Origin of the sequence: Christiangramia sediminis (genome assembly GCF_020552705.1) — a bacterium.
GTDB classification, from domain to species: Bacteria; Bacteroidota; Bacteroidia; order Flavobacteriales; family Flavobacteriaceae; genus Christiangramia; species Christiangramia sediminis.
In genome coordinates, this window is record NZ_JAJBZG010000005.1 from 594,469 (window position 1) to 616,647 (window position 22,179).

Annotated in this window: 22 protein-coding genes; 10 read left to right on the top strand and 12 right to left on the bottom strand. The window is 37.8% G+C overall.

From position 1 onward, the window contains the following. Positions 1-53 precede the first annotated feature (53 nt). Genes pheS through LGQ90_RS12145 form a run of 3 tightly spaced genes read left to right on the top strand, consistent with a single transcriptional unit; the run spans position 54 to position 1,641 of the window. A complete protein-coding gene (gene pheS, locus LGQ90_RS12135) occupies positions 54-1,073 on the top strand; it encodes a phenylalanine--tRNA ligase subunit alpha (protein WP_229341408.1) in 1,020 nt (339 codons plus the stop codon). Next, a complete protein-coding gene (locus LGQ90_RS12140; protein WP_229341410.1) occupies positions 1,073-1,249 on the top strand; it encodes a hypothetical protein in 177 nt (58 codons plus the stop codon). Before pheS ends, LGQ90_RS12140 begins: the two co-directional genes overlap by 1 nt. After that, positions 1,246-1,641, top strand: coding sequence for a hypothetical protein (locus LGQ90_RS12145; protein ID WP_229341412.1), 396 nt, complete (start codon positions 1,246-1,248; stop codon positions 1,639-1,641). Before LGQ90_RS12140 ends, LGQ90_RS12145 begins: the two co-directional genes overlap by 4 nt. Before the next feature lie 79 nt (positions 1,642-1,720). Here LGQ90_RS12145 and LGQ90_RS12150 read toward each other — a convergent pair whose 3' ends face one another. From LGQ90_RS12150 to LGQ90_RS12160, 3 genes are all read right to left on the bottom strand, one after another. Continuing rightward, complete coding sequence (locus LGQ90_RS12150; RefSeq protein WP_229341413.1) at positions 1,721-3,415, bottom strand: LVIVD repeat-containing protein; 1,695 nt, start codon at positions 3,413-3,415, stop codon at positions 1,721-1,723. A 182-nt stretch (positions 3,416-3,597) separates the two neighbouring features. Next, positions 3,598-4,248: a hypothetical protein gene (locus LGQ90_RS12155; RefSeq protein WP_229341414.1), complete on the bottom strand. Its 651-nt coding sequence runs from the start codon at positions 4,246-4,248 to the stop codon at positions 3,598-3,600. Positions 4,249-4,376: 128 nt separating this feature from the next. Next, a complete protein-coding gene (locus LGQ90_RS12160) occupies positions 4,377-5,378 on the bottom strand; it encodes an NAD(P)H-dependent glycerol-3-phosphate dehydrogenase (RefSeq protein WP_229341415.1) in 1,002 nt (333 codons plus the stop codon). 357 nt (positions 5,379-5,735) lie between these two features. Here LGQ90_RS12160 and lysM point away from each other — a divergent pair, with 357 nt between their 5' ends. After that, a complete protein-coding gene (gene lysM / locus LGQ90_RS12165; RefSeq protein ID WP_229341416.1) occupies positions 5,736-6,224 on the top strand; it encodes a peptidoglycan-binding protein LysM in 489 nt (162 codons plus the stop codon). A 142-nt stretch (positions 6,225-6,366) separates the two neighbouring features. On the opposite strand, the gene nadD is transcribed toward lysM, so the two are convergent. From nadD to LGQ90_RS12185, 4 genes are all read right to left on the bottom strand, one after another. Next, complete coding sequence (gene nadD, locus LGQ90_RS12170) at positions 6,367-6,951, bottom strand: nicotinate (nicotinamide) nucleotide adenylyltransferase (protein WP_229341417.1); 585 nt, start codon at positions 6,949-6,951, stop codon at positions 6,367-6,369. Next, complete coding sequence (gene gmk, locus LGQ90_RS12175; protein ID WP_229341418.1) at positions 6,948-7,535, bottom strand: guanylate kinase; 588 nt, start codon at positions 7,533-7,535, stop codon at positions 6,948-6,950. Before gmk ends, nadD begins: the two co-directional genes overlap by 4 nt. Further along, on the bottom strand, positions 7,536-8,393 hold the full coding sequence (locus LGQ90_RS12180) for a YicC/YloC family endoribonuclease (RefSeq protein WP_229341419.1): 858 nt from the start codon (positions 8,391-8,393) through the stop codon (positions 7,536-7,538). It abuts the gene before it with no gap. 84 nt (positions 8,394-8,477) lie between these two features. Then, entirely contained in the window at positions 8,478-9,440 is a 963-nt protein-coding gene (locus LGQ90_RS12185; protein WP_229341421.1) for a YheT family hydrolase, read from the bottom strand. An 85-nt stretch (positions 9,441-9,525) separates the two neighbouring features. Here LGQ90_RS12185 and LGQ90_RS12190 point away from each other — a divergent pair, with 85 nt between their 5' ends. From LGQ90_RS12190 to LGQ90_RS12200, 3 genes are all read left to right on the top strand, one after another. Beyond that, positions 9,526-10,023: an acyl-CoA thioesterase gene (locus tag LGQ90_RS12190; protein ID WP_229341422.1), complete on the top strand. Its 498-nt coding sequence runs from the start codon at positions 9,526-9,528 to the stop codon at positions 10,021-10,023. 6 nt (positions 10,024-10,029) lie between these two features. Next, the gene (locus tag LGQ90_RS12195; RefSeq protein WP_229341423.1) at positions 10,030-10,668 is read left to right on the top strand and encodes a hypothetical protein; all 639 of its coding nucleotides are present in this window, start codon (positions 10,030-10,032) and stop codon (positions 10,666-10,668) included. An 88-nt stretch (positions 10,669-10,756) separates the two neighbouring features. Beyond that, complete coding sequence (locus LGQ90_RS12200) at positions 10,757-11,212, top strand: hypothetical protein (RefSeq protein WP_229341424.1); 456 nt, start codon at positions 10,757-10,759, stop codon at positions 11,210-11,212. Here the strand turns inward: LGQ90_RS12200 and LGQ90_RS12205 are convergent. The 3 genes from LGQ90_RS12205 to LGQ90_RS12215 are packed head-to-tail and all read right to left on the bottom strand — an operon-like array spanning position 11,209 to position 13,304. After that, positions 11,209-12,108 (bottom strand): DMT family transporter, encoded by a 900-nt coding sequence (locus tag LGQ90_RS12205; RefSeq protein WP_229341425.1) that lies wholly within the window; start codon positions 12,106-12,108, stop codon positions 11,209-11,211. The genes LGQ90_RS12200 and LGQ90_RS12205 overlap by 4 nt on opposite strands. Beyond that, positions 12,101-12,454, bottom strand: coding sequence for an arsenate reductase family protein (locus tag LGQ90_RS12210; RefSeq protein ID WP_229341426.1), 354 nt, complete (start codon positions 12,452-12,454; stop codon positions 12,101-12,103). Before LGQ90_RS12210 ends, LGQ90_RS12205 begins: the two co-directional genes overlap by 8 nt. A gap of 58 nt (positions 12,455-12,512) precedes the next feature. Continuing rightward, entirely contained in the window at positions 12,513-13,304 is a 792-nt protein-coding gene (locus tag LGQ90_RS12215; RefSeq protein ID WP_229341427.1) for a DUF3298 and DUF4163 domain-containing protein, read from the bottom strand. A 177-nt stretch (positions 13,305-13,481) separates the two neighbouring features. On the opposite strand from LGQ90_RS12215, the gene LGQ90_RS12220 reads away from it, so the two are divergent. Then, a complete protein-coding gene (locus LGQ90_RS12220; RefSeq protein WP_229341428.1) occupies positions 13,482-14,624 on the top strand; it encodes a trans-sulfuration enzyme family protein in 1,143 nt (380 codons plus the stop codon). A gap of 68 nt (positions 14,625-14,692) precedes the next feature. Continuing rightward, positions 14,693-16,834, top strand: coding sequence for a glycoside hydrolase family 97 protein (locus LGQ90_RS12225; protein ID WP_229342438.1), 2,142 nt, complete (start codon positions 14,693-14,695; stop codon positions 16,832-16,834). A 52-nt stretch (positions 16,835-16,886) separates the two neighbouring features. On the opposite strand, the gene LGQ90_RS12230 is transcribed toward LGQ90_RS12225, so the two are convergent. After that, the gene (locus LGQ90_RS12230; protein ID WP_229341429.1) at positions 16,887-18,116 is read right to left on the bottom strand and encodes a cysteine desulfurase-like protein; all 1,230 of its coding nucleotides are present in this window, start codon (positions 18,114-18,116) and stop codon (positions 16,887-16,889) included. Further along, the gene (locus LGQ90_RS12235; protein WP_229341431.1) at positions 18,113-20,482 is read right to left on the bottom strand and encodes a S9 family peptidase; all 2,370 of its coding nucleotides are present in this window, start codon (positions 20,480-20,482) and stop codon (positions 18,113-18,115) included. Before LGQ90_RS12235 ends, LGQ90_RS12230 begins: the two co-directional genes overlap by 4 nt. A 145-nt stretch (positions 20,483-20,627) precedes the next feature. On the opposite strand from LGQ90_RS12235, the gene LGQ90_RS12240 reads away from it, so the two are divergent. After that, positions 20,628-22,178, top strand: a complete 1,551-nt coding sequence (locus tag LGQ90_RS12240; RefSeq protein ID WP_229341433.1) for a M20/M25/M40 family metallo-hydrolase — start codon at positions 20,628-20,630, stop codon at positions 22,176-22,178. The last annotated feature ends 1 nt before the right edge of the window (position 22,179 follow it).

Below are 22,179 nucleotides of genomic sequence, written 5' to 3' on the forward strand. Positions count from 1 at the left end.
GAAGTTTTAGGCTTAAATTTTATTAAATTTGCGCTTCCGAAACGAAATCACCTATGATCGATAAAATTAAAGGACATGTCGCTGATGTTGAAAGCTTTAATGCTAAGACAAAAGATGAGATCGAAGCTTTCCGTATTAAATATCTTGGAAAAAAAGGTATTCTGAATGAGTATTTTGCCGAATTCAAGAATGTTCCAAATGAACAAAAAAAGGAATTTGGGCAGGTTATAAATGAACTTAAGACTGCAGCGCAGGAAAAAGTAACTATTCTTAAAGAAGAGCTGGAAAATTCCCAGGAAGAAAAAGGTGTTTACGGAGACCTTTCCAGACCTGGCGAACCTGTGGAAATAGGATCACGTCATCCCATATCTATCGTAAAGAATCAGATCACAGAGATCTTTTCAAACATAGGTTTCAACGTTTCAGAAGGACCTGAAATGGAAGATGACTGGCATAACTTTACTGCATTGAACCTTCCGGAATATCACCCGGCCAGGGATATGCAGGATACTTTTTTCATCCAGACAGATCCTGATATTTTATTGAGAACCCACACCTCCTCTGTTCAGGTGAGATATATGGAAGAAAATAAGCCGCCAATAAGAACGATCTCCCCGGGAAGAGTTTTCAGAAATGAAGCAATTTCAGCAAGATCACATTGTATTTTCCACCAGGTGGAAGGTTTATATATAGACAAGGATGTTTCTTTTGCCGACATGAAGCAAACCATTCTTTATTTTACGAAACAATTGTTCGGAAAATCAAAAATTCGATTAAGACCTTCCTATTTTCCATTTACAGAGCCAAGTGCAGAGGTAGATGTTTATTGGGGACTGGAAACAGAAACCGATTATCGTATCACCAAAGGAACCGGCTGGCTAGAGATCATGGGCTGCGGAATGGTAGACCCTAATGTTTTAAGAAATTGTAATATTGACCCGCAGGAATATTCTGGTTTTGCATTTGGTATGGGGATAGAACGGATTGCGATGTTGCTATATCAAATTGAAGATATCAGGATGTTCTATGAGAACGATCTTAGATTTCTTGAACAATTTAAATCAGCTTTATAATGAAGAAATATAGCATATTGATCCTTGGAGCAATCATCCTGGGAATTATCATTTACGTGACCTTTGTGATTGCTTTAATAAAAATAACTTTGGGATTAATATTGTTGGCAGTAGCTGCCGTGGTATTATATTTTCTTTGGAGAAAAATCAAGTCGAAAGCAGAAGATACGTTTTGAAAAAGGATATTATAACTCCAGAGGTAAAAGATGTTCATGTGGCAGCCGTAAAGGTCTACAATGAGCAATTTGAAACCTATGAATGGAATGCTTATCTTATAAATAATACGAATAAAGCTTTGGAGATGGTGCTAATTGTTTCCAGGGGTTTTGATAAAAAGCGGGAAACCTCATTAATGAGGCATAAAATTCAGATACTTCCTGCTAAGAATTTCGCAAAAATAGAATTTCTACAGGAGGATGTTCTTCAGCTGAATAATGACTTTAAGGTGACTTATTTTGAGGATTCAAGAATGATGGAGAAAAACTTTTTGTTTAAACCGAATAGTATTCGGGAATCTGCTGCAGTGTCCCTACCCATTATTCCTGAAAAAGGAATTCTGGCAACATAGATCTCTTTAAAAAATTTCATAAAAAAAAAGCCCCGGAATATATTCCAGAGGCTTTCTTATTGAAATAGATTAACCGAATCTAATCAAACTTGTTATTCAGGTCTTCGAATTCACCAATAACAGCTCCACCGCTATTGATCTGTACTTTTCCTGAAACGTATATCTTCGAGTCATCTCCAACGAATTCTAATGTTCCCTCGCTGGCGATTTGCAGATCACCGTGGATCTCTACAGTACCTTCCACCTTAAAGATGCTATTTGCACTGATCACGAGGTTCTCTGAAGATCTGTGATTACCAAGTTTAAAGTTTCCTACAAGGTTAATTCTGGAATCACTGCTTAGGTTAGCGCTTTTCTCAACAAGCATTTCTCCACAGAAGTTCAAAATTCCGTTCACATTTAAATGTTTCAGAGTCATGATTCCGTTATAAGAGAATTCCTCTCCTGATGCAATGGTGAAGTTTTTATCCCCGGTATAAGGATTAAAATCCCCACAAGCTAGAAAACTTCCTGTTTCTTCATCAACTGCTGGAGTAATCACCTTTAAGATCTTTAGTCCGCTTCCAGACGCTACATAAATATATTCTCCTTTAGCCTGAACAAAGTTTGCACTTCCCTGGATCTCAGCGATCCCTTCGGCAACCGGGTTTAAAGTTTCGTTTAGCTTAATGATATCAAGACCGGCACCACCGTTAGCCATATAAATAAAGTTCCCATCGGTAGAAACAGCATTGGTCACCTTGTCTTCGAGATTAATTTCAGCTGCCTCGGGATTCACTTTTAATGGAAGGCTGGCTAGTTTTGCTCCAGCTTCAAAATTGTAGATCCCTACTCCCTGAGAACCTTCAGAAACCAATACATTGTCACCATACCAGGTGATGGTTCTTTTAGATTCAGCAGCTAGAGGAGCGGTACTAATTTTAGAGATAAGTTCAAAACTGTCATTTATGGTAAAGTTCATCAGACCGTCAACACCACTCAATACTGCTAACGTATTATTCTTTAGAGCAGCATATCTAAGATCCCCGATTTCTTCAGTAAAGTTACCGTCAAATGCGGTCATAATTCCGGGATATTCTAATTTACTAATCGCCCCGGCATCTCCACTTATAGAGATAGCTTCTCCATTATAAGGCAGGATATGTACACCAGCGTTACCCTGATTTCCATAATCAAGATTAGAGATAGGATTTACTCTAGGATCATCGCTTTCGTTACTAAAGGACTGATCAAGATCTCCATTTGCCAATTCAAGGTAACCCATTAAAGAGCGTCTACCTGTACCTCTGTTATCTTTAGCAGAAGCTCCGGTAAATACCAGGTAGTTGTTATTATCTACAAATAGCGAATTGATGTCCGCGATACTCGTGGTTAACCTGCTTACTAATTCAGGATTATATTTATCGCTAATATTTACAACGTCTATGGCTCCAAGGTAGGTTGCACCTTCTTTATTATAAGAAATGTAGGCGAAATCCCCATTAACATCTACATGGGTAGCACGTAAGGCGGTACCATCTAGCACTGGCGGCTCTAAAGAAGCGATTTGCTCGATCCCGAAGACCGAACCAGCTTTCATACCTCTGTTATTCGTAATATTTGCAACTCCTACTACTCCAGTTTCGTTGAAGTTGATGGCCTGCTGTAATTCTGAGGCATCTGTAGAAATGTTATAATCTGATTGTTCCTGAGTTTCAGCTGGAGAATCCTCTGTCTGACACGAATTGAAAATTAAAGCCGAAAAAAGGCTTAGGCCAAGTAATCTTTTGTTCATAAGTAGTTAGTTTATTTAGGTATTTGGGCAGGTAAAAATAGTAATTAAACTGAATAATCAAAGAGAAACTCCTTGAACTACAGTACTTTTCGATAAAGTGTAAGAAAAGTCCGATAAGAAAATTCATTCCAATAAAAAAGCCGACTTATTAGTCGGCTTTCTATCTATTTAAATACTAGCGATTAATGCTCGTGATCATCGTGGTTATGTTCTTCAGCAGTATAAACATTATACTCTCCTCTCAAGAAAGAATATTCAGCTGTTCTAACCTCACCCATTACCCATAGGTAGTTATGTTCCAGGTCTTCGTTTAGAAATTGTAGGGTAGCACCAGTGTTAAGGATAAGATCTCCAGTTACGATTAATGCTCCATTTATTTCTAAATGTCCTCCATAATTAATTACAAGATCTTTTGGTTTTTCTTCGGTTCCAACTGTCATAAGTCCAACAGTAGTTAAGACACCATTTCTTCTGATAATTGCGTCTTTTTCAATGTTTATTTCACCGCAAATATTAAGGTCTCCTCCAACGCGTAAGTTTTGAACCTCCACTTTTTGACCATAGTCAAAAGATTCTCCTTTCATTATATTCATATTGGCCGGTCCTGTATATGCGGGAAATATGTCACAGTCTTCAAATCCGTTTTTCAGAAAGCCTGGTTCGTGGATTGCAGTTATAAAGCCTGGTTCGTGAATTTTGTTTACCTGTGAGTCCTTCGATTCTTTTTCTACGGAAACTTCATTAGTTGGTAGCTCTTCTGTAACAGAATCTGTCTGGCATCCTACCAGAAAAATTCCCAGTCCAAGACTTAGCATTAACACTTTTTTGTTCATGATAATAGGTTTGATTAGAATTTGGTTGGTGTAAAGATACTGGATAATTCGATAACTTTAACAAAATATTCGCTGAAAAGTATAATTTTCAAGTAGTTAACAATTAATGAAGTAAGAAAATTCTTAGGCTAATCCAGTTTATCCACTAATTTATTGAATACTGTTTTAGGGTTTTTACCCTCATAAAGTATCGCGTAAACTGCATTTATGATAGGAGTTTTAGCCTTAGATTTCTGATTCTGATTTATCTTATATGCGCTTTCTGTAGCATAATAGCCTTCAGCAATCATACTCATTTCCATCTGGGCACTTTTCACCGTATAACCTTTACCAATCATATTACCGAACATGCGGTTACGGCTAAAAATTGAATACCCGGTGACTAAAAGATCGCCCAGGTAAGCAGAATCGTTAATATTCCGCTTCATTTTGTGCACTTTCTTGATGAATTTTTTCATTTCGCGTATCGCATTGCTCATAAGAACACTCTGGAAGTTATCTCCATAGCCTAATCCGTGAGCAATTCCAGCAGCAATGGCGTAAATATTTTTTAGTACCGCAGCATATTCTGTCCCGATGACATCGTCGCTAATTTTACAGGTGATATAATCACTTCCCAGGTATCCCGCTACGATTTCTGCCTTTTTCTCATCCTGACAGGCCACGGTGAGATAAGAAAGCCTTTCCAGGGCAACTTCTTCTGCATGACAGGGTCCGGTTAGAATCCCGATATTTTCCATAGGCACTTCAAAATATTCATTGAAATGCTCCCCAACAATTAAACTTGTTTCAGGAACAATACCTTTAATAGCTGAAAATACGATCTTGTCCTTTAATGGAGTTGTAAGGGCATCTAATTCCCGTTTTAAGAATGCTGAAGGAATAGCAAAAATAATATAATCTGAAGCTGCAACAGTTTCGTTGATATCGTTGCTAAGATTAAGCTGGTTTACATCAAATTCAACCGAACTTAAATAATTAGGATTGTGATCCTGTTTTTTTATGTGTTCAATGGCATAAACACTGCGCATATACCAATTAACCTGATCCAGGTTCTCACATAACATTTTAACAATTGCAGTAGCCCAGCTACCACCACCAATAACACCAAAACGCGGAGTTTTATCCATATAATTACATTCTCTTTTTCAAAAATAGTCAAATTTGGAAGTTTTTAAAGTTTTTCGCTTTTAAACCTGCATAATATTGCGAATATTCTAATCATTTCATTACAAACTTTAACATGCCTGAATACTTCTTTATACAATCTATCTAAAATCTCCCCGTTATTAAACTGTTCTTCCTGTTCATCTTTTCATGAAGAACACTTGTTAGTTTTTTTTGGTTGGTTATTTAGTTGAAAAGACCGTTTCACGAGAAGCGGTCTTTTTAATTTTGGATGAAATTTTTGAAAACTTTAGGATTGGTACAAGTATTAAAACTGATTCACTTTTGTACATTTAAGTAACTAACTATAAATCATAAAAATGGGTATATTTTCATTTATTAAAGAGGCAGGAAAAAAAGTATTTGGTATTGATAAACCTAAATCTACAGAAGCAGGTACGAAGGATGATCTAAAAGAAAATGAAAAAGCAGCCAGAAAACTTGAAGAGACCATTAAAGATTTAAACCTAAAAGCTGAAAATTTAAAGATCCATATCGAGAATGATATGGCTATAGTTTCAGGAAAGGCACTGGATCAGGCAAACAGGGAAAAAATTATATTGGTTATAGGAAATTCTGAAGGAATTGGACAGGTAGATGATAGGATGGACGTTGAAAATACAGAACCTGAGGCAGTATTTCATACGGTAGAAAGAGGAGATACTTTAAGTAAGATTTCAAAAGAACATTATGGTGATCCAAATCAATATCCTTTGATATTTGAAGCAAACAAGCCAATGTTGCAGGATCCCGATAAAATATACCCGGGGCAGGTACTAAGAATACCTCCGATGGAAGCAAAAAGATAAAAAACTAAAAGACTGTTTATAAATTTCGAGAATTTTAAACTGAGAGCAGACGACGTTCTAGAGCTTGTAGTTCCACAATGAAAAAAGTAGGATCAATCAGCTAAATTGAAGATTCAAAATAGATTTTTAAACAGTCTTTTACCTATTTGTAAAAATTCATTTGATCAATATATTCCCAGACCTTTACATCGAGAAGGGGTCTTACATTTTTCGATTCTTTAATAGACTTTCTTATAAAAGTTGAAGATATCTCTACAATGGGGGCATCGACTCGTGTTATCTTTGCATGACCCTTATATTCTTCGGCTACTTCTCCCGGAGCTATTCTTGGATAAACGTATATCTCATGATTTTCGATGATCACTTCAGAATTTTTCCATTTATGAAAATTCTTTAAATTGTCTTCTCCCATGATGAGACAAAAATCATTGGTAGGAAATTTTTCCTGAAGATGAGCCAGTGTATTTACCGTGTAATTTGGTTGCGGAAGATCAAATTCAATATTACTTGGTTTTAGTTTCTCATAAGTTTCACAAGCCCGGTAAACCATTTCCAGCCTATGATGATTATCGAGTAGGCTACTTTTTTTCTTATGAGGATTATGAGGTGTCACCACGAGCCAGATCTCTTCAAGATCTGAATACTCAGCCATATGATTTGCAATAATCAGGTGGCCGGTGTGAATAGGGTTAAAGGTTCCAAAGAACAAACCTACCTTTCTATTCATTCTTCCGGTTTTTCAGCGTCCACATAATTTGAAACCAGGTTATAGGCTTCTTTTAAAGCGGTACCCAGGTGATTGTTTTCAATAATAAAATCAAACTGAGGAGCAGTGGCCAATTCAATAGAAGCCTTGGCAACTCTCATGCTTATCTTGTCATCACTTTCAGTTTTCCTTTTCTTTAAGCGAATTTTTAGTTCCTCGATGCTTGGAGGTTTTACAAAAACTGCCAGTGTCCTTTCCGGATATATGTTCTTGATGTCTAAACCACCCACGACATCGATATCAAAAATCACATGCTTTCCTTTCTTCCAGATACGTTCTACTTCACTTTTTAAAGTTCCGTAAAAATTGTCCCTGTAAACTTCTTCCCATTCCAGGAATTCATCGTTCTTGATCTTTTGTTTGAAGTCTTTTAAAGAAAGAAAGTAGTAATCTTGCCCATGAATTTCATTCCCCCTTGGTTCACGGGAAGTTGCCGAAATTGAAAAATCCAGTTTTAATTCCTGATGCTTTAATAAGTGACGTACTATCGTAGTTTTACCTGATCCCGAAGGAGCTGAAAACACGATAAGTTTCCCTTCGCTCATTTAGAGTACGTTTAGAATTTGTTCTTTTATTTTCTCCAATTCATCCTTCATTTGCACCACTAACTGTTGCATTGGAGCATAATTGGATTTGCTTCCAATAGTATTGATCTCACGCCCTATTTCCTGAGAAATAAAGGCTAGCTTTCTACCATTAGAGTCTTTTGTATCTATAGTTTTTTGAAAATAATCCAGGTGATTGTCCAGTCTTACTTTTTCTTCGGTAATATCAAATTTTTCAATATAATAAACGATCTCCTGCTCAAAGCGGTTTTCATCTGCATTTTCTTTGATATCCTCGATGCCTTTACGAAGTCTTTCGCGCACGGCATCAACCCTGTCCGGATCTATTTTGATTACTTCTTCCAGTAAACTCTGAATATTTGTAATTCTTAATTTCAGATCTTTCTCCAGTGCTTTGCCTTCGTCATTTCTGAAATTATTGATCTCTTTAAGTGCAGATTTAACAGCTCCTTCAATGGCTTTGAACTCTTCATCGTCAATTTCATCCCTTTCCGTTTTGAGAGAATCGGGCATTTTTACTGCCATTTTCAGTAGTTCAACTTCACTGGCATTTACGATGTCCCGTAACTGGTCCATATAGTTTTTTACTACTTCTGTATTTACATTGGTAGAGGTTTGCTCTCCTGTGTATTCTACATAGATGGAAAGATCTACCTTTCCGCGTTCTAAACTATTGGAGATGATATTCCGAAGATCCAATTCCTTTTCTCTGTATTGAGAGGGAATGCGAGCATTCAGGTCAAAATTCTTACTGTTCAGAGATTTTAGCTCTACAGTGATTTTCTTGTTGGGAATTTGAGTAACGCTTTTCCCGAAGCCTGTCATAGATTGAATCATGCCTGAATTTTAAAAGCTTGCGCAAAGATAATCAATTCTATAGCATCTCCAATTTAATACGTATTTGATAAGAGCCTCAAATTCTTATAGACCTTCAATGAATTCCAGGGCTCTCTTTTCGTGGTAATAAATAGTTGATTTAGTTACAAAACCAACATGACCCCCAAACGCAGGAATTTCCAGATTAATATTTTCAGAATTTTCAGCAATTTCACGAGGATAGCAGTCCGGGGATAGAAAGCTGTCATTTGCTGCACTCAATATTAGAACAGGCTTGTTTATTCCAGGAAGAAACTGCAGTGCGCTGGTCTGCCTGTAGTAATCTGCCGCGTCCTTGTATCCGTGTGCTTTTGAAGTGTATAGGTCGTCAATATCTCTTAAAGAACTGCAATTGGAAATATCTTTTTTCTGAATGTGATCAGGAAATTTTTCCGCTCTTAAGTTCAGGTGTTGTTTTAGGTTCAGTTCAAATCTTTTTGAATACACAAAATTCCTCATTCGGTTGATCGCCCCCAACGAGCCTGAAAGATCGCAGGGAACAGAGACACCAACAGCGCCAATGATCTCATCTGGTAAACTTCTGTTCTCACCCAGGTACTTCATGAGCATATTGCCGCCAAGACTAAAACCTACCAGGGCAATTTTTGAATATTTTTTTAGAGAAAGTACATGGGTTAGTACTTCAGCCAGGTCATCACTGGCTCCAGCATGATAACTTCGGAAATAACGATTAAGTTCATCGCTGCAACCTCTGAAATTCATTGCCACAGCATCCCAGTTGCTAGCATTAAATACCCGTGCCATCCCTTTCATATATGGTCTCGAGGTATTTCCCGCAAGTCCATGTAATAAGATCACCAATTTATTAGATTCTTTATTTTTGGAATAACTCCAGTCCAGATCTATAAAGTCACCATCACTCAGTTCAATTCTTTCCCGTTCATAAACAGGAATCTCCACCTTTCTAAGGGTAGCAGCATAAATGGTTGAGGCATCTGCATTTTTAAATATTCCCGGAGGAATATAATTTCCTGTGACAAGTGGCATTTCTTTTCTAATTTTAATATAAACTTAGGTAAAATAAGTTATGCACGCATAATATTTATTGGTAGTTTTGAATAAATTGAAGATTATGTACAGCAAGAAATTCGAAATAAGATGGAGTGACCTGGATGCCAACAGACATTTGGCGAATTCCGCATTTATAAATTTTATGAGCCACACCCGTATGGGTTTTCTTATGGAGAACGGATTTGGACATAAACAACTTTCGCATTATAATTTGGGCCCTATAGTTTTCTACGAACATATATACTATTTCAAGGAGATATTCGCTGGGGAACCGGTAGCGGTAACTCTCGAACTCAGTGGACTTTCTGAGGACGGGATGTACTTTGAATTCATTCATAAGATCTATGATCATAACGGTAAAAATTGTGCAACCTGTGAGATGATGGGTTCCTGGTTAGATCTTGACAAAAGAAAATTGATCGAATTACCGGAAGAACTTTTCAAACAATTGGACAAAACCCCTAAAACTAAAGATTTCAGGACGCTTACTAAGGAAGATACTCGAAAGTACGGTAAGCGACCTCAAGATCTTACTCCTGAGGAAGTAAAAGACTTATAGGTTTTTATGGAGGAGGAAATCACGGAAGTTTGGTATGCATGTTACGGTTCGAATATCAGGGAGGAGCGTTTTCTCTGCTATATAAATGGAGGTACACCGCCGGGAGCCCTTAGGAACTTCACAGGATGTTCAGATAAATCAAAGCCAAAACAGAGCAGAACGATCACTATAGATCACGAGATGTATTTTGCCAAGAAATCGCCGACCTGGAATGGTGGAGGAATTTGCTTTTTGAATCCGGAGAAAGATATTACTGCAAATACACTGGGCCGCACTTACCTTATCAATGCAAGTCAGTTTATAGATCTGGTCAGGCAGGAACTTAAGTTTGAAGGTTCTATAACGATAGACTTTGAAAGATTAGTGAAAGAAGGCTCTTATAATTGTATGACCGATGGCCGCTATGGTTTGTTGCTTTACTTAGGGGAAATAGAGGGGAATCCTGTGGTCACTTTTACCAGTGAGGCTTACCTGGAACCTGAAATCAATAAGCCAGATGAACAATATCTGCTAACCATTCTTCGTGGATTAAAGGAGATTTACACGATAAAGGAAATGGAATTATTGGAATATTTTAAAAGCAAAAAGGGAGTGGAGAATCAGTTTCCCACTAATGAACTTAGCCGTATAATTAAAATGGCTTAAAATAAATTTCGCTCGCAAATATTCCGTAACTTTAAACTAAATCCAATCTTCAAAAACTTCCTGTTTAAGTGCTCTAATCTAAAAGAGTATGAAAAGTTTCAAAAATCATTTTCGGTTTTTCGCCCCATTTATTTCACTGGTTTTTTTGTTACAAAGTTGCAGTATCTATTACAAGGATAATTTAAGTCCAAGAGAGGCAGTTGAAACCGAACGAAAAGTACGAGTAACGACAAATCAGGATGAAAAATTAATTTTTAATAAGCTGGAAGAAAATACCGGTAGTTTTTACGGACTTACCAAAAAGAATTCGGGCACCTCAAAAAAACTGCAAAAGATGGGAATTAATGGGAGTGCTCAAGGACCACTATATTCTTTTGGCTTGGAGACATTAAAGATAAAAGAGGTACATGCAAAGAATTATACAGCATCAACTCTTGCCACCATTGGCATATCATTCATCGGTTTAGTTGCTGTCACAGTTGCTATAGTTGGAATTGCTTTAAGTGATGGATTTTTTGATGGTGATTCTCTTTGGGCTTATTAAGCCTTCACTTGTGTCTTTTTTATACTTACCATATAAACACCAATAAAGACCAGAGCAGCGGCCAATCCTTTTATCCATGTTAACTTATCGGCACCTACTGAAATTGCAAAGGTAATTGCGATAAGAGGTTGCAGGTAGATAAATGCACTTATAGTAGAGGGTGAAAGCTGTTTTAAAGCATAAATATTCAATAAATACGTCATAAAGGTGGTTCCTAAAACCACAAATCCCATTTTCCAGATGGCGTCAAAAGGCAAGCTGGTCCATTCTACAGCAATAAATTCAGTATAAGTCACGGGAAGATTGATGAAAATAGCAATTAAGAATAACCATTTCATCAGAGTAATAGCATGATACTTTTTAGTTAGGGGTTTAACCAGGATAAGATAAAGTCCATACGAGAAAGCATTTACGATAAAAAGTATATTTCCGAAAGGTATATTGGGCGCATTAATGTTCTCACCCGTACTAAAAAGAACCAATACAAGGGCTCCCGCCATTCCAATAATTATTCCTAAAGTCTTTAATAACGTAATTTTTTCTTTAATCAGTATAGCAGCAAGTATAAGAACCATCACCGGAGACAAGGTGATAATAACAGAACTATTGATAGGTGTAGATAAACTCAGGCCTTTAAAAAAGAACAGCATATTAATAACCATCCCGAAAACTGCACATCCCAGGATTCTAAGCCAGTCAGAGCTGGCGATCTTTTCTTTGGGAGCGAACAGGCTAATGATCCAGAAAAGTATTGCGGCCCCGGTCACTCTTAGCAGGATAAACCCGAAAGGTTCTATATAGAGAGGCATTAAGCCTTTCGCAATGGTATGATTTACGCCATAAATCGCACTGGCTATAAAGGCGGCAAGAATAGCCAGCAGGCGGCTATTATCCATGAATAGATTCTTTTGCTTCGGCTACCGTTTTCTTGGAATTCCCTATAAAAATCTTGTCGTTATTGATAATCACGGGCCTTTTTAAAAAAGTATAATGTTCCAGAATTAAATTCTTAAACCTTCCTTCATCCAGATCTTCATTTTTCAGGTCTCTTTCTTTATAAAGTCTGGCCCTTTTACTGAAAAGAGATTCATAATTTCCAGCCAGTTCCTGCATTTCATCCAGTTGCTCTTCAGTAAGTTTTTCAGATTTAATGTCCTGTAAAATGAACGAATCTGGTGCTTCAAGTTCCTTTAAGATTCTCTTACAGGTATCGCAGGTGGATAGATAATATATTTTTTTCATGGGAGGAATGTTATTAACACAAAGAACGGGATTTTCCTTAAAAGAATAAATTCTCCTGTCAGGCTTTTGGTTTGTTTGCTTTTAAATTTAAAAATTGTTTTATCTCAGATTTTGAATAGGTCATAATAAAATTCCCAGCAGCGTAGGGAGCAATTTCATAAGCATTATAATGAAGTATCACTTTTTCTTCAGTAAGGCCAATGTTTTGAGGAAGATGAAATTCATCGTTTTCGAAGAACATTCCGGTACTATTAATATTTTCATTGGAGGGGATATTTTGCTTTTTTCTGAAATCCTTTTCCACGTAATCAATAAATTCTGAAGAAAATATATCCTCTGTATGTAGTAATTTTCCATTTTCGGCATTAAAGTTTAAATACCTTGTACTGCGATAGCCGTGGGCACCGCCGGTAAATATATCTGTATTGAATTTCAGCGAAATTATTTTTGGGTTACTATAGGCAACTTTCCCGTTGATCGTAGCCTCCCAGGGAAGTTCATATTCAGGGAATTCCTGTGCGGTTTCTTTATAATTCTGAATAAAAGTCTCCGCTAACTCCTCAGGTTTTTCGGCGCCACCTTCATCCTGATAGTCTATGGTATTGATAAGAAAATTTTCGATTTCCCTATTGATGTTTTTTGCAGCTATACTGTCATTTTCAGCAACAGGGAAGATCATGCTTATAAAAGTACATTCTCCTTTTTCAGGTTCACAGTCATTAAGTCTTTTCTCAATACTTTTTATTGAAAAACTTAATTCCTTTTCAGGTTTTGGTTCAGTCTCTTTTTTCTCATCAGCACAGGCGATAAGCAACAAAGCCATTACGAATGGCAGCAAAATTCTTTTCAAAATAAATAGGTGTTAAATAACCTGATAAAGGTAAAGTCAATTTTGCTATTGCCCAACGGGCTCACTACATTTGTTTTTCGTTTTTTCAAATAGGAAAGATCATATTGGAAGCTTCAATGAAAAGCGATTATCTTATCAGATAAATAGCTGGAAATTCATGGCGAATAAATTTAGTATATGAAGTTTAACACTAAAACTATACACGGTGGTCAGGAAAATATAGATCCAGCTTATGGATCTGTAATGCCTCCCATCTATCAAACAAGTACGTATTCTCAAAGTACTCCCGGTGGCCATAAAGGCTTTGAATATTCCAGAAGTGGAAATCCAACAAGATCTGCCCTGGAAAAATCTCTTGCGAGCATTGAGAATGGAAATTTTGGGCTTGCATTTGGTTCTGGACTTGCCGCCATAGACGCTATACTCAAACTTTTTAAATCCGGTGATGAAATTATTTCCACGAACGATCTTTACGGAGGTTCCTATAGATTATTTACCCGAATTTTTGAAGGTCTTGGCATCAAGTTCCACTTTATTGGAATGCAGGATAGTGGTGGAATCGAGGATTATATTAATGAGAATACAAAACTTATCTGGGTGGAGACACCAACCAACCCAATAATGAGAATTATAGATATTGAAGCGGTTTCAAAAATTGCCAGAAAGCATGATCTTCTACTAGCTGTAGATAACACCTTTGCGACTCCGTATCTTCAACAGCCTTTAGCTCTGGGAGCAGATATTGTGATGCACAGCGCAACTAAATATCTTGGAGGTCACAGTGATGTGGTGGCGGGAGGCCTGGTGGTAAATGATAAAGTACTTGCTGAGAAACTCTATTTTATTCAGAAAGCCAGTGGTGCTATATGCGGACCGCAGGATAGCTTTTTAGTGCTGCGTGGTATTAAAACCCTGCATCTTAGAATGCAGCGCCATTGTGAGAATGGAGAAGCAGTGGCGAATTTTCTTAGATCCAATCCAAAGTTAGATAAGGTTTACTGGCCTGGCTTTGAAGATCACCCAAATCATGATATCGCCAAAAAGCAGATGTCGGGGTTTGGTGGTATGATCTCTTTTACCACAAAAGAAAACACACTGGAAAGCGCTACTACTATTGTCGAGAATCTTAAGGTTTTCACTCTAGCCGAATCACTTGGTGGAGTAGAATCTTTAGCAGGACATCCTGCCAGTATGACCCACGCATCTATTCCTAAGGAGAAGAGGGCAAAGACGGGCGTGGTAGATTCGTTGATAAGATTAAGTGTAGGAGTTGAAGACGCGGAAGATCTTATTGCCGACCTTAAACAAGCCATAGGATAATAATTAACTATTTCAATAATATTATGGTCTGGATTTGCCGGACCTTTCTTATTAAAAACTAAATCATGATGAAAAAAATTATTTGCTTAAGCCTATTCCTGGTAGCTGCTATTAATTTCTCGGTAGCTCAAAGTTTGCAGTCTCCAAACGGCGAATTACAAATGAATTTTTCTTTAGAGGAAGAGGGTACGCCTGTCTATAAACTATCCTTTAAAGGAAATGAAGTGATCAAAACCAGTAAACTTGGGCTTGAACTTAAAGAGGAAGAAGACCTGCTTTCAAATTTCAGTGTAGAAGGCACCGAAGAGTCTAGTTTTGATAATACATGGACACCGGTTTGGGGAGAATCAAAAGAGATAAGAAATAATTACAACGAGCTCGAGGTAAATCTGGTTCAGGAAGAAACCGGAAGAAATTTAATCATCCGCTTCAGACTTTTTAATGAAGGGCTGGGCTTTAGATATGAATTTCCGGAACAAAAAGACCTGGTGTATTTTGTGATCGAGGAAGAACGAACGCAATTTGCGATGACTGGAGATCATACTGCTTTCTGGATTCCGGGAGATTATGATTCCCAGGAATATGATTATACTGAATCTAAACTTTCCGAGATACGGGAGAAATTTGACAGCGCGGTCCAACCAAATGCTTCTCAGGAGCAGTTCTCTAAAACCGGAGTACAGACTTCATTAATGATGAAAACTGAAGATGGGTTGTACATCAATCTTCATGAAGCCGCTTTGGTTGAATATTCTTTGATGAATCTCAACCTGGATGATGAGAATATGATCTTTGAATCCTGGTTAACCCCAGATGCTGTAGGAAATAAAGGATACCTGCAGACACCTGCAGTCTCTCCATGGAGAACGATTATGGTAAGTGACGATGCACGCGATATTCTGGTATCCAATATGAACCTGAACCTGAATGAACCAAATAAGCTCGAAGATACTTCCTGGATCAAGCCCGTTAAATATATGGGAGTCTGGTGGGAAATGATCACCGGAAAAAGCAGCTGGGCTTATACAGACGAGTTGGCTTCAGTAAAACTGGGAGAAACAGACTATTCTAAAACCAAACCTAATGGAAAACATGCTGCAAATACTGAGCATGTAAAGGAATATATTGATTTTGCTGCAGAACATGGCTTTGATGCTGTGTTAGTTGAAGGCTGGAATGAAGGTTGGGAAGACTGGTTTGGACAATCTAAAGATTATGTCTTCGATTTTGTAACTCCATATCCCGATTTTGATGTGGAAGAAATTCACGAATATGCGCAAAGCAAGGGAGTTAAAATGATCATGCATCATGAAACCTCAGGAGCGATCAGAAATTATGAGCGGCATTTGGATACAGCTTACCAGTTTATGAACAAATATGATTACCCAGCGGTAAAAAGTGGCTATGTTGGTGATATTATTCCAAGAGGAGAGCATCATTACGGGCAATGGGCAATAAATCATTATTTATATGCGGTAAAGAAAGCTGCAGATTATAAAGTTATGGTAAATGCTCATGAAGCCGTTCGACCAACAGGTCTAAGAAGAACCTATCCCAACCTTATTGGTAACGAATCTGCCAGGGGAACAGAATTCCAGGCATTTGGAGGATCTAAACCAAATCACGTGACCATTCTTCCGTTCACCAGATTGATTGGCGGGCCTATGGATTATACACCGGGAATATTCGAAATGGATATCAGTAAACTAAATCCTGATAACGATTCCCACGTGAATAGTACGATCGCAAATCAGTTGGCATTATATGTAACTATGTACAGTCCGTTGCAAATGGCGGCAGATCTGCCCGAAAATTATATGAAATTTCCTGATGCATTTCAGTTCATCAAAGATGTGGCTTTAGACTGGGATAAAAGTATTTACCTGGAAGCTGAACCGGGAGATTATATTACCGTGGCCAGAAAGGAAAAAGGAAGCAGCAATTGGTTTGTGGGAAATGTGAATGGCAATGAAGCAAGAACTTCTATGATCCAGTTTGATTTCCTTGAAAAAGAAAAGAATTATATAGCAACGGTATATTCAGATGCACCAGATGCACATTATAAGACCAATCCCCAGGCTTATGAGATCAAAAAGTACAGGGTGAACAGTAAGTCTGAACTTTCACAAAAATCGGTGCCAGGAGGTGGTTATGCTATCAGTATTATGGAAGCAGATAAATCTGAAACAAAAGATCTGAAAAAATTGTAGTAAAGTTGAAACAAGTAGAAGAACCCTTCAGAATTTAATTTTGAAGGGTGTTTTATTTGAAAATTTCTTTAAAAACCCTGATAAGTTTGTTCACCTCCTGCAAGGTATTAAAATGCACCAGACTTACTCTAACTACACCATTATTGGCTTCCAGATCTAAAGCTTTTATAAGCTGCTTGGCATAAAAATCTCCAAAACGAATCCCGATTCTATGATCATCTACCTTTTCTACGATCTGATCGCTTTTTAAAGTGGAGTGTACAAAAGAAATGGTTGGTACGCGTTCTGAGGCGTCAGATTTGGGATTTCCAATAACTCTTATTTCGGGCACTTCATTTAAATAATCCAGTAATAAAGAAGCCAGCTTTTCTTCATGAGATGAAATTATCCCGAAGCTTTTCGTCAGTTTTTCAGAAAAACTGATAGGTTTAGCATTAAAATGATGCCGGTAAAGATCTTCGTAATATTCAATGATCCCGAGCGTGCTGTAGGTAAGTTCAAAATTGAAATTTCCGGGTTGTAACTTATAGGGAACATCCTTCTTTCCTATGAAATAATGATTCAGACTGTCTAGCTTCAGCAGCTTATTATATTTTCCATACATCACCGCCAGGTGGGGACCGTAGGTTTTATACCAGCTGAAAGTATAGAAATCTACATCCAGTTCCTGTACATCTACTTTTCTATGTGGTGCGTAAGCGACACCATCAACACAAATAAGTGCACCTGCTTTATGAACTTCCTTGGCAATCTTCTTTATAGGATTAATAGTTCCCAGAACATTGGAAGCATGGGTTACGGCGACAAGTTTTGTGCGACTGTTCAGTAGTTTTCTAAGGTCGGATAGATCTAATTCCAGAGATTCAGGATTAACTTTCCAGACTCTCACTTCAATACCTTTTTCCTTTAAATCCATCCAGGGTGAGACATTGGCTTCGTGATCTGTATCGGTTACAATCACTTCATCTCCTTTTTTCCATTGCTTAGAAATGCTTAGACTCAGGATACGCAGTAGCATAGTGGTGGAAGAACCTATAACGATCTCTTCGGTTCTCGAAGCATTTACAAATTCAGTAACCCTGGAAGTTGCATATTTTAGTTTTTTACCTGCTTCTTCAGAAACCTTATACGAAGCGCCCAGTTGCACATTATGATGAAGGAGATATCCGCTAATTCTTTCGGCGACCTTGGATAATACCTGTGATCCGCCGGCATTGTCCATAAAGATAAAATCCCGTTCCAAAGCAGGGAACTGCTTCCTTACAAATTCAATATCTATCATTTACCTAATAAGCTTTCATTAAATAATTCCAGAATTCTTGTGTATTCATCTCTCCAGCTGCTCGGCTCAACAAAGCCATGATCTTCAACCGGATAAACTGCCATTTCCCAGTCATCTTTTCCTAATTCTATAAGCCGCTGGGATAATCTTACCACATCCTGAAAATGCACATTTACATCTACCATTCCGTGCGCGATCAAAAGATCTCCTTCCAGGCCTTCCGCAAAATAAATTGGCGAAGACCTGCGGTAAGCAATGGGGTCTTTAGAAGGTTCATTCAAAATATTTGAAGTATAGCCGTGATTATAATGAGCCCAATCTGTAACCGACCTTAAGGCAGCACCTGCCTTAAATGTTTCGGCTTCAGTGAACATAGCCATTAAAGTAATGAACCCGCCGTAACTACCTCCATAGATCCCAACTTTTTCCGGATCTATATCATGATTTTCAATCAGATATTTTACACCGTCAACCTGATCGCTGAGATCCTTTCCACCCATATGACGATAAATCCCGGTTCTCCAATCCCTTCCATAACCTGCACTTCCGCGGTAATCGATGTCAATCACGGTATAACCAAGATCTGTTAAAAGATTGTGGAACATGTATTCTCTAAAATAACTTGACCACCATTTATGGGCGTTTTGGAGATAACCGGCGCCGTGAACAAATACCACTGCTGCATCATTTTTAGCAGTTTCTTCAGGTAAATAAAGCCTTGCAGGCACCATGGCGCCATCCTCGGCCTTAAATTTTATCAATTTCGGCTCTCTCCATTTGTAGGTAGAAAATTCTTCAGACTGTCCGCTGGTGATCTTCTGAGGTTCAGTATTCGACCCTGTTTTCTTTAAATACAGCTCTTCAGGCTTATTCATATAAGAATAAGTAATCGCCATATATTCTTCATCTGGAGATAATGCTACCTCATTCTTTCCGGTCATGGAAGTAAGCTGTTCCATCTTACCTCCCATTAAGGGCATTTTATAAAAATGTCTTTCCCCGGGATGAACCTTTGAGGATGTAAAATACCAGTGTTTTTCATCATTCGAAATGAAAGGATCAAAGACTTCATATTCTCCTGAAGTCAGTGCTCTTTTCTTACCATTTTCAACATTCAGAAGATATAAATGTGAATATGCTGTTTCTTCACTTTGGAAGTAGATATGCTTATTGTCTGGTAACCAGCCTAATTCTTCATTACCGTAGTAAGTATATCCAATGCCGGGACCTGCAAGCCAGGCTTCATCACGTTGATGTTCTATAGATTTTAGAGTTCCATTCTTAAGGTCAATCAGGGCGATCCACGTGTCTTTATTATCTGTAGATCTAAGATTTACAATAGCTTTTTCTCCATTTTCTGAAAATTTAATGTTAGAAGGAATTATATCACGCGAGCCTTTTTTCCATTCCTTATCTGGATAATCTGAAGTATAATCTGGAAGTTTTTTAATGCCCGGCAGTCCGGAAACATCGATAATAAAAACGGTATCTTTCTCAATATTATAAAGAGCAAGTTCAGCAGTATAATCCATATCGCCTACTTTAGTCCTCGCCGAAATATCCTTGGTATAACCGCTTTCATCCACATAATTAGGAACATTGGTAGATTCCCCACGCTCTCGTTTTATTAAGCTGAAACCGGCATATTTAGCATTTGGTGAAATCTCGAAATTATTTAGATCACGATCATTTAAATAAAAAATAAAATCTTCCTTCTCTTTAACCGATTCTCGATAGGCTTTAGAATCCTCTTTTTCTTGCCTGCGCTGATCTACAACACTTAGAAGATCAAGGTTTTCATTTTCTACCCATTCATTTTTATCTGATGATTTTTTATCAGATTTATCGGTTTTGGAACCCGATTTTATATGAGTAAGTTGCTGAATATTTCCTTCCTCCAGATCATAGATAAAAGCATTGTCTTCCGCCTTAAAAACTATTCTTTGATCGTCATTAAGAAATTCAGGATCATTTATAGAAAATGAAAGATCAAGAAGTTCCCTCTTTTGGCCTGATTGTATGTCATAAAGAATAAGATCACCATTTTCTGTATAGACTTTCATCGATCTGGAATCGTTAAAATCACCGCTTGAAGGGATTAGTTCCCGCTTCTCTTTTGCCGTGACTTCAACAATTTTTTTCGGGTTGTTGATATTCACCATATAGAGAGAGTCCGCTGTATTTTTTTCAGGATTATAGTTAAAATAGATATGTTCACTATCTATTCCCCACCTCACTGAACTTGGGAAGGTTCCCATCCAGTCGGGATCCTGCATGATCTTTTCTACACTGAGATCAGAAGTTTGAGAAAACGCGAAACTTGTTCCTAGAAGAAAAAATACAAAGCTGTAAATGGTTTTTGACATAAAGAATCAATTAATTTAAGGTTCGCCAATATAACCAAATTTTGTATGCCCTTTAAACCTTATAGTTTTGGAAGGGTCTAAAAATAAAGCTTTTCAAAAAAAGAGCGATATTGTAAAATCAAATTTCACCACTAAACTTTTATGTATGATTAAAAAAATTACGTTGTTATGTTTACTTTTTCTATCTGTTTCCCTGATTTCCGCACAATCTCAGCAGGAGATGGTGGAAAAGATCGTTAAAGAAGCCGAGAATAATTCTCAATTAGAAAACCTGGCTCATGAACTGCTTGATGTGGTTGGCCCACGTCTGGTAGGAACACCGCAAATGAAAAATGCTCATGACTGGGCCGTGAAAAAATATTCCAACTGGGATATTTCTGCCAGTAATGAAGAATGGGGTAAATGGAAAGGTTGGGAAAGAGGAATCACGCATATAGATATGATCTCTCCAAGAATTCAAAGCCTAGAAGGCAGGCAGCTTGCCTGGAGCCCTTCAACCGGAAAAAAACCTGTAACTGGCGAGGTGGTAATTATTCCTGAAGCAAAAGATTCTCTTGATTTTATTGAAAAGATCAAATCTGTTAAAGGAAAGTTTGTAATGATCTCTATGCCCCAACCAACAGGCAGACCAGATGATAACTGGGGAGAGTGGGCAACTAAGGAGTCTTTCGAAAAGATGAAAAAAGATCGTGATTCTCTTGATGACCTCTGGGATAAAAGACTTGAAAAAACAGGACTGGACAGGAGAGAGCTACCAAAAGCCCTGGAAGATGCAGGTGCTGAAGGAATTATTACCTCCAACTGGTCTCGTGGTTTTGGTGTGAACAAAGTATTTTCTGCTTCTACAGAAGAGATCCCTACCCTTGATATTTCTCTTGAAGATTACGGTATGTTATATCGTTTAGCTGAGTATGGAGATAAACCGGAAATAAGAGTAGTTGCTGAATCTAAAGAACTGGGAGAAGTACCAACTTTTAATACCATCGCTGAAATTAAAGGAAGCGAAAAACCTGAAGAATATGTGATCCTTTCAGCACATTTTGATAGCTGGGATGGAGCTACAGGAGCTACTGATAACGGAACTGGAACTATAGTAATGATGGAAGCTATGAGAATCCTGAAAAAACTGTATCCAAATCCTAAAAGAACTATTCTTGTGGGACATTGGGGAAGTGAAGAGCAGGGACTAAACGGGTCTAGAGCTTTTGTAAAAGACCATCCTGAAATTGTTGAAAATATGCAGGTGCTTTTCAATCAGGATAATGGAACCGGTAGAGTAGTGAATATTTCAGGTAACGGATTTTTAAATTCCTATGATTACCTGGGGAGATGGCTTTACGAAGTACCTGAAGATGTCACCACTCACATAGAAACTAATTTCCCTGGAACTCCGGGAAGAGGAGGATCAGACTATGCATCGTTTGTAGCTGCTGGAGCTCCGGCTTTTAATCTTAGTTCATTAAGCTGGGATTACTGGAACTATACCTGGCATACCAACAGGGATACTTATGATAAGATCGTTTTTGATGATGTAAGAAATAATGTGATCCTTACGGCAGTACTGGCTTATATGGCGAGTGAAGATCCTGAAAAAACATCCAGAGAAAAGATCAAATTACCTATGAGTAAAAGATCTGGTGAGCAGATGACCTGGCCGGAGGCGCGTGATGCCACTAGAAGAGGAGGGCTTGATTAAA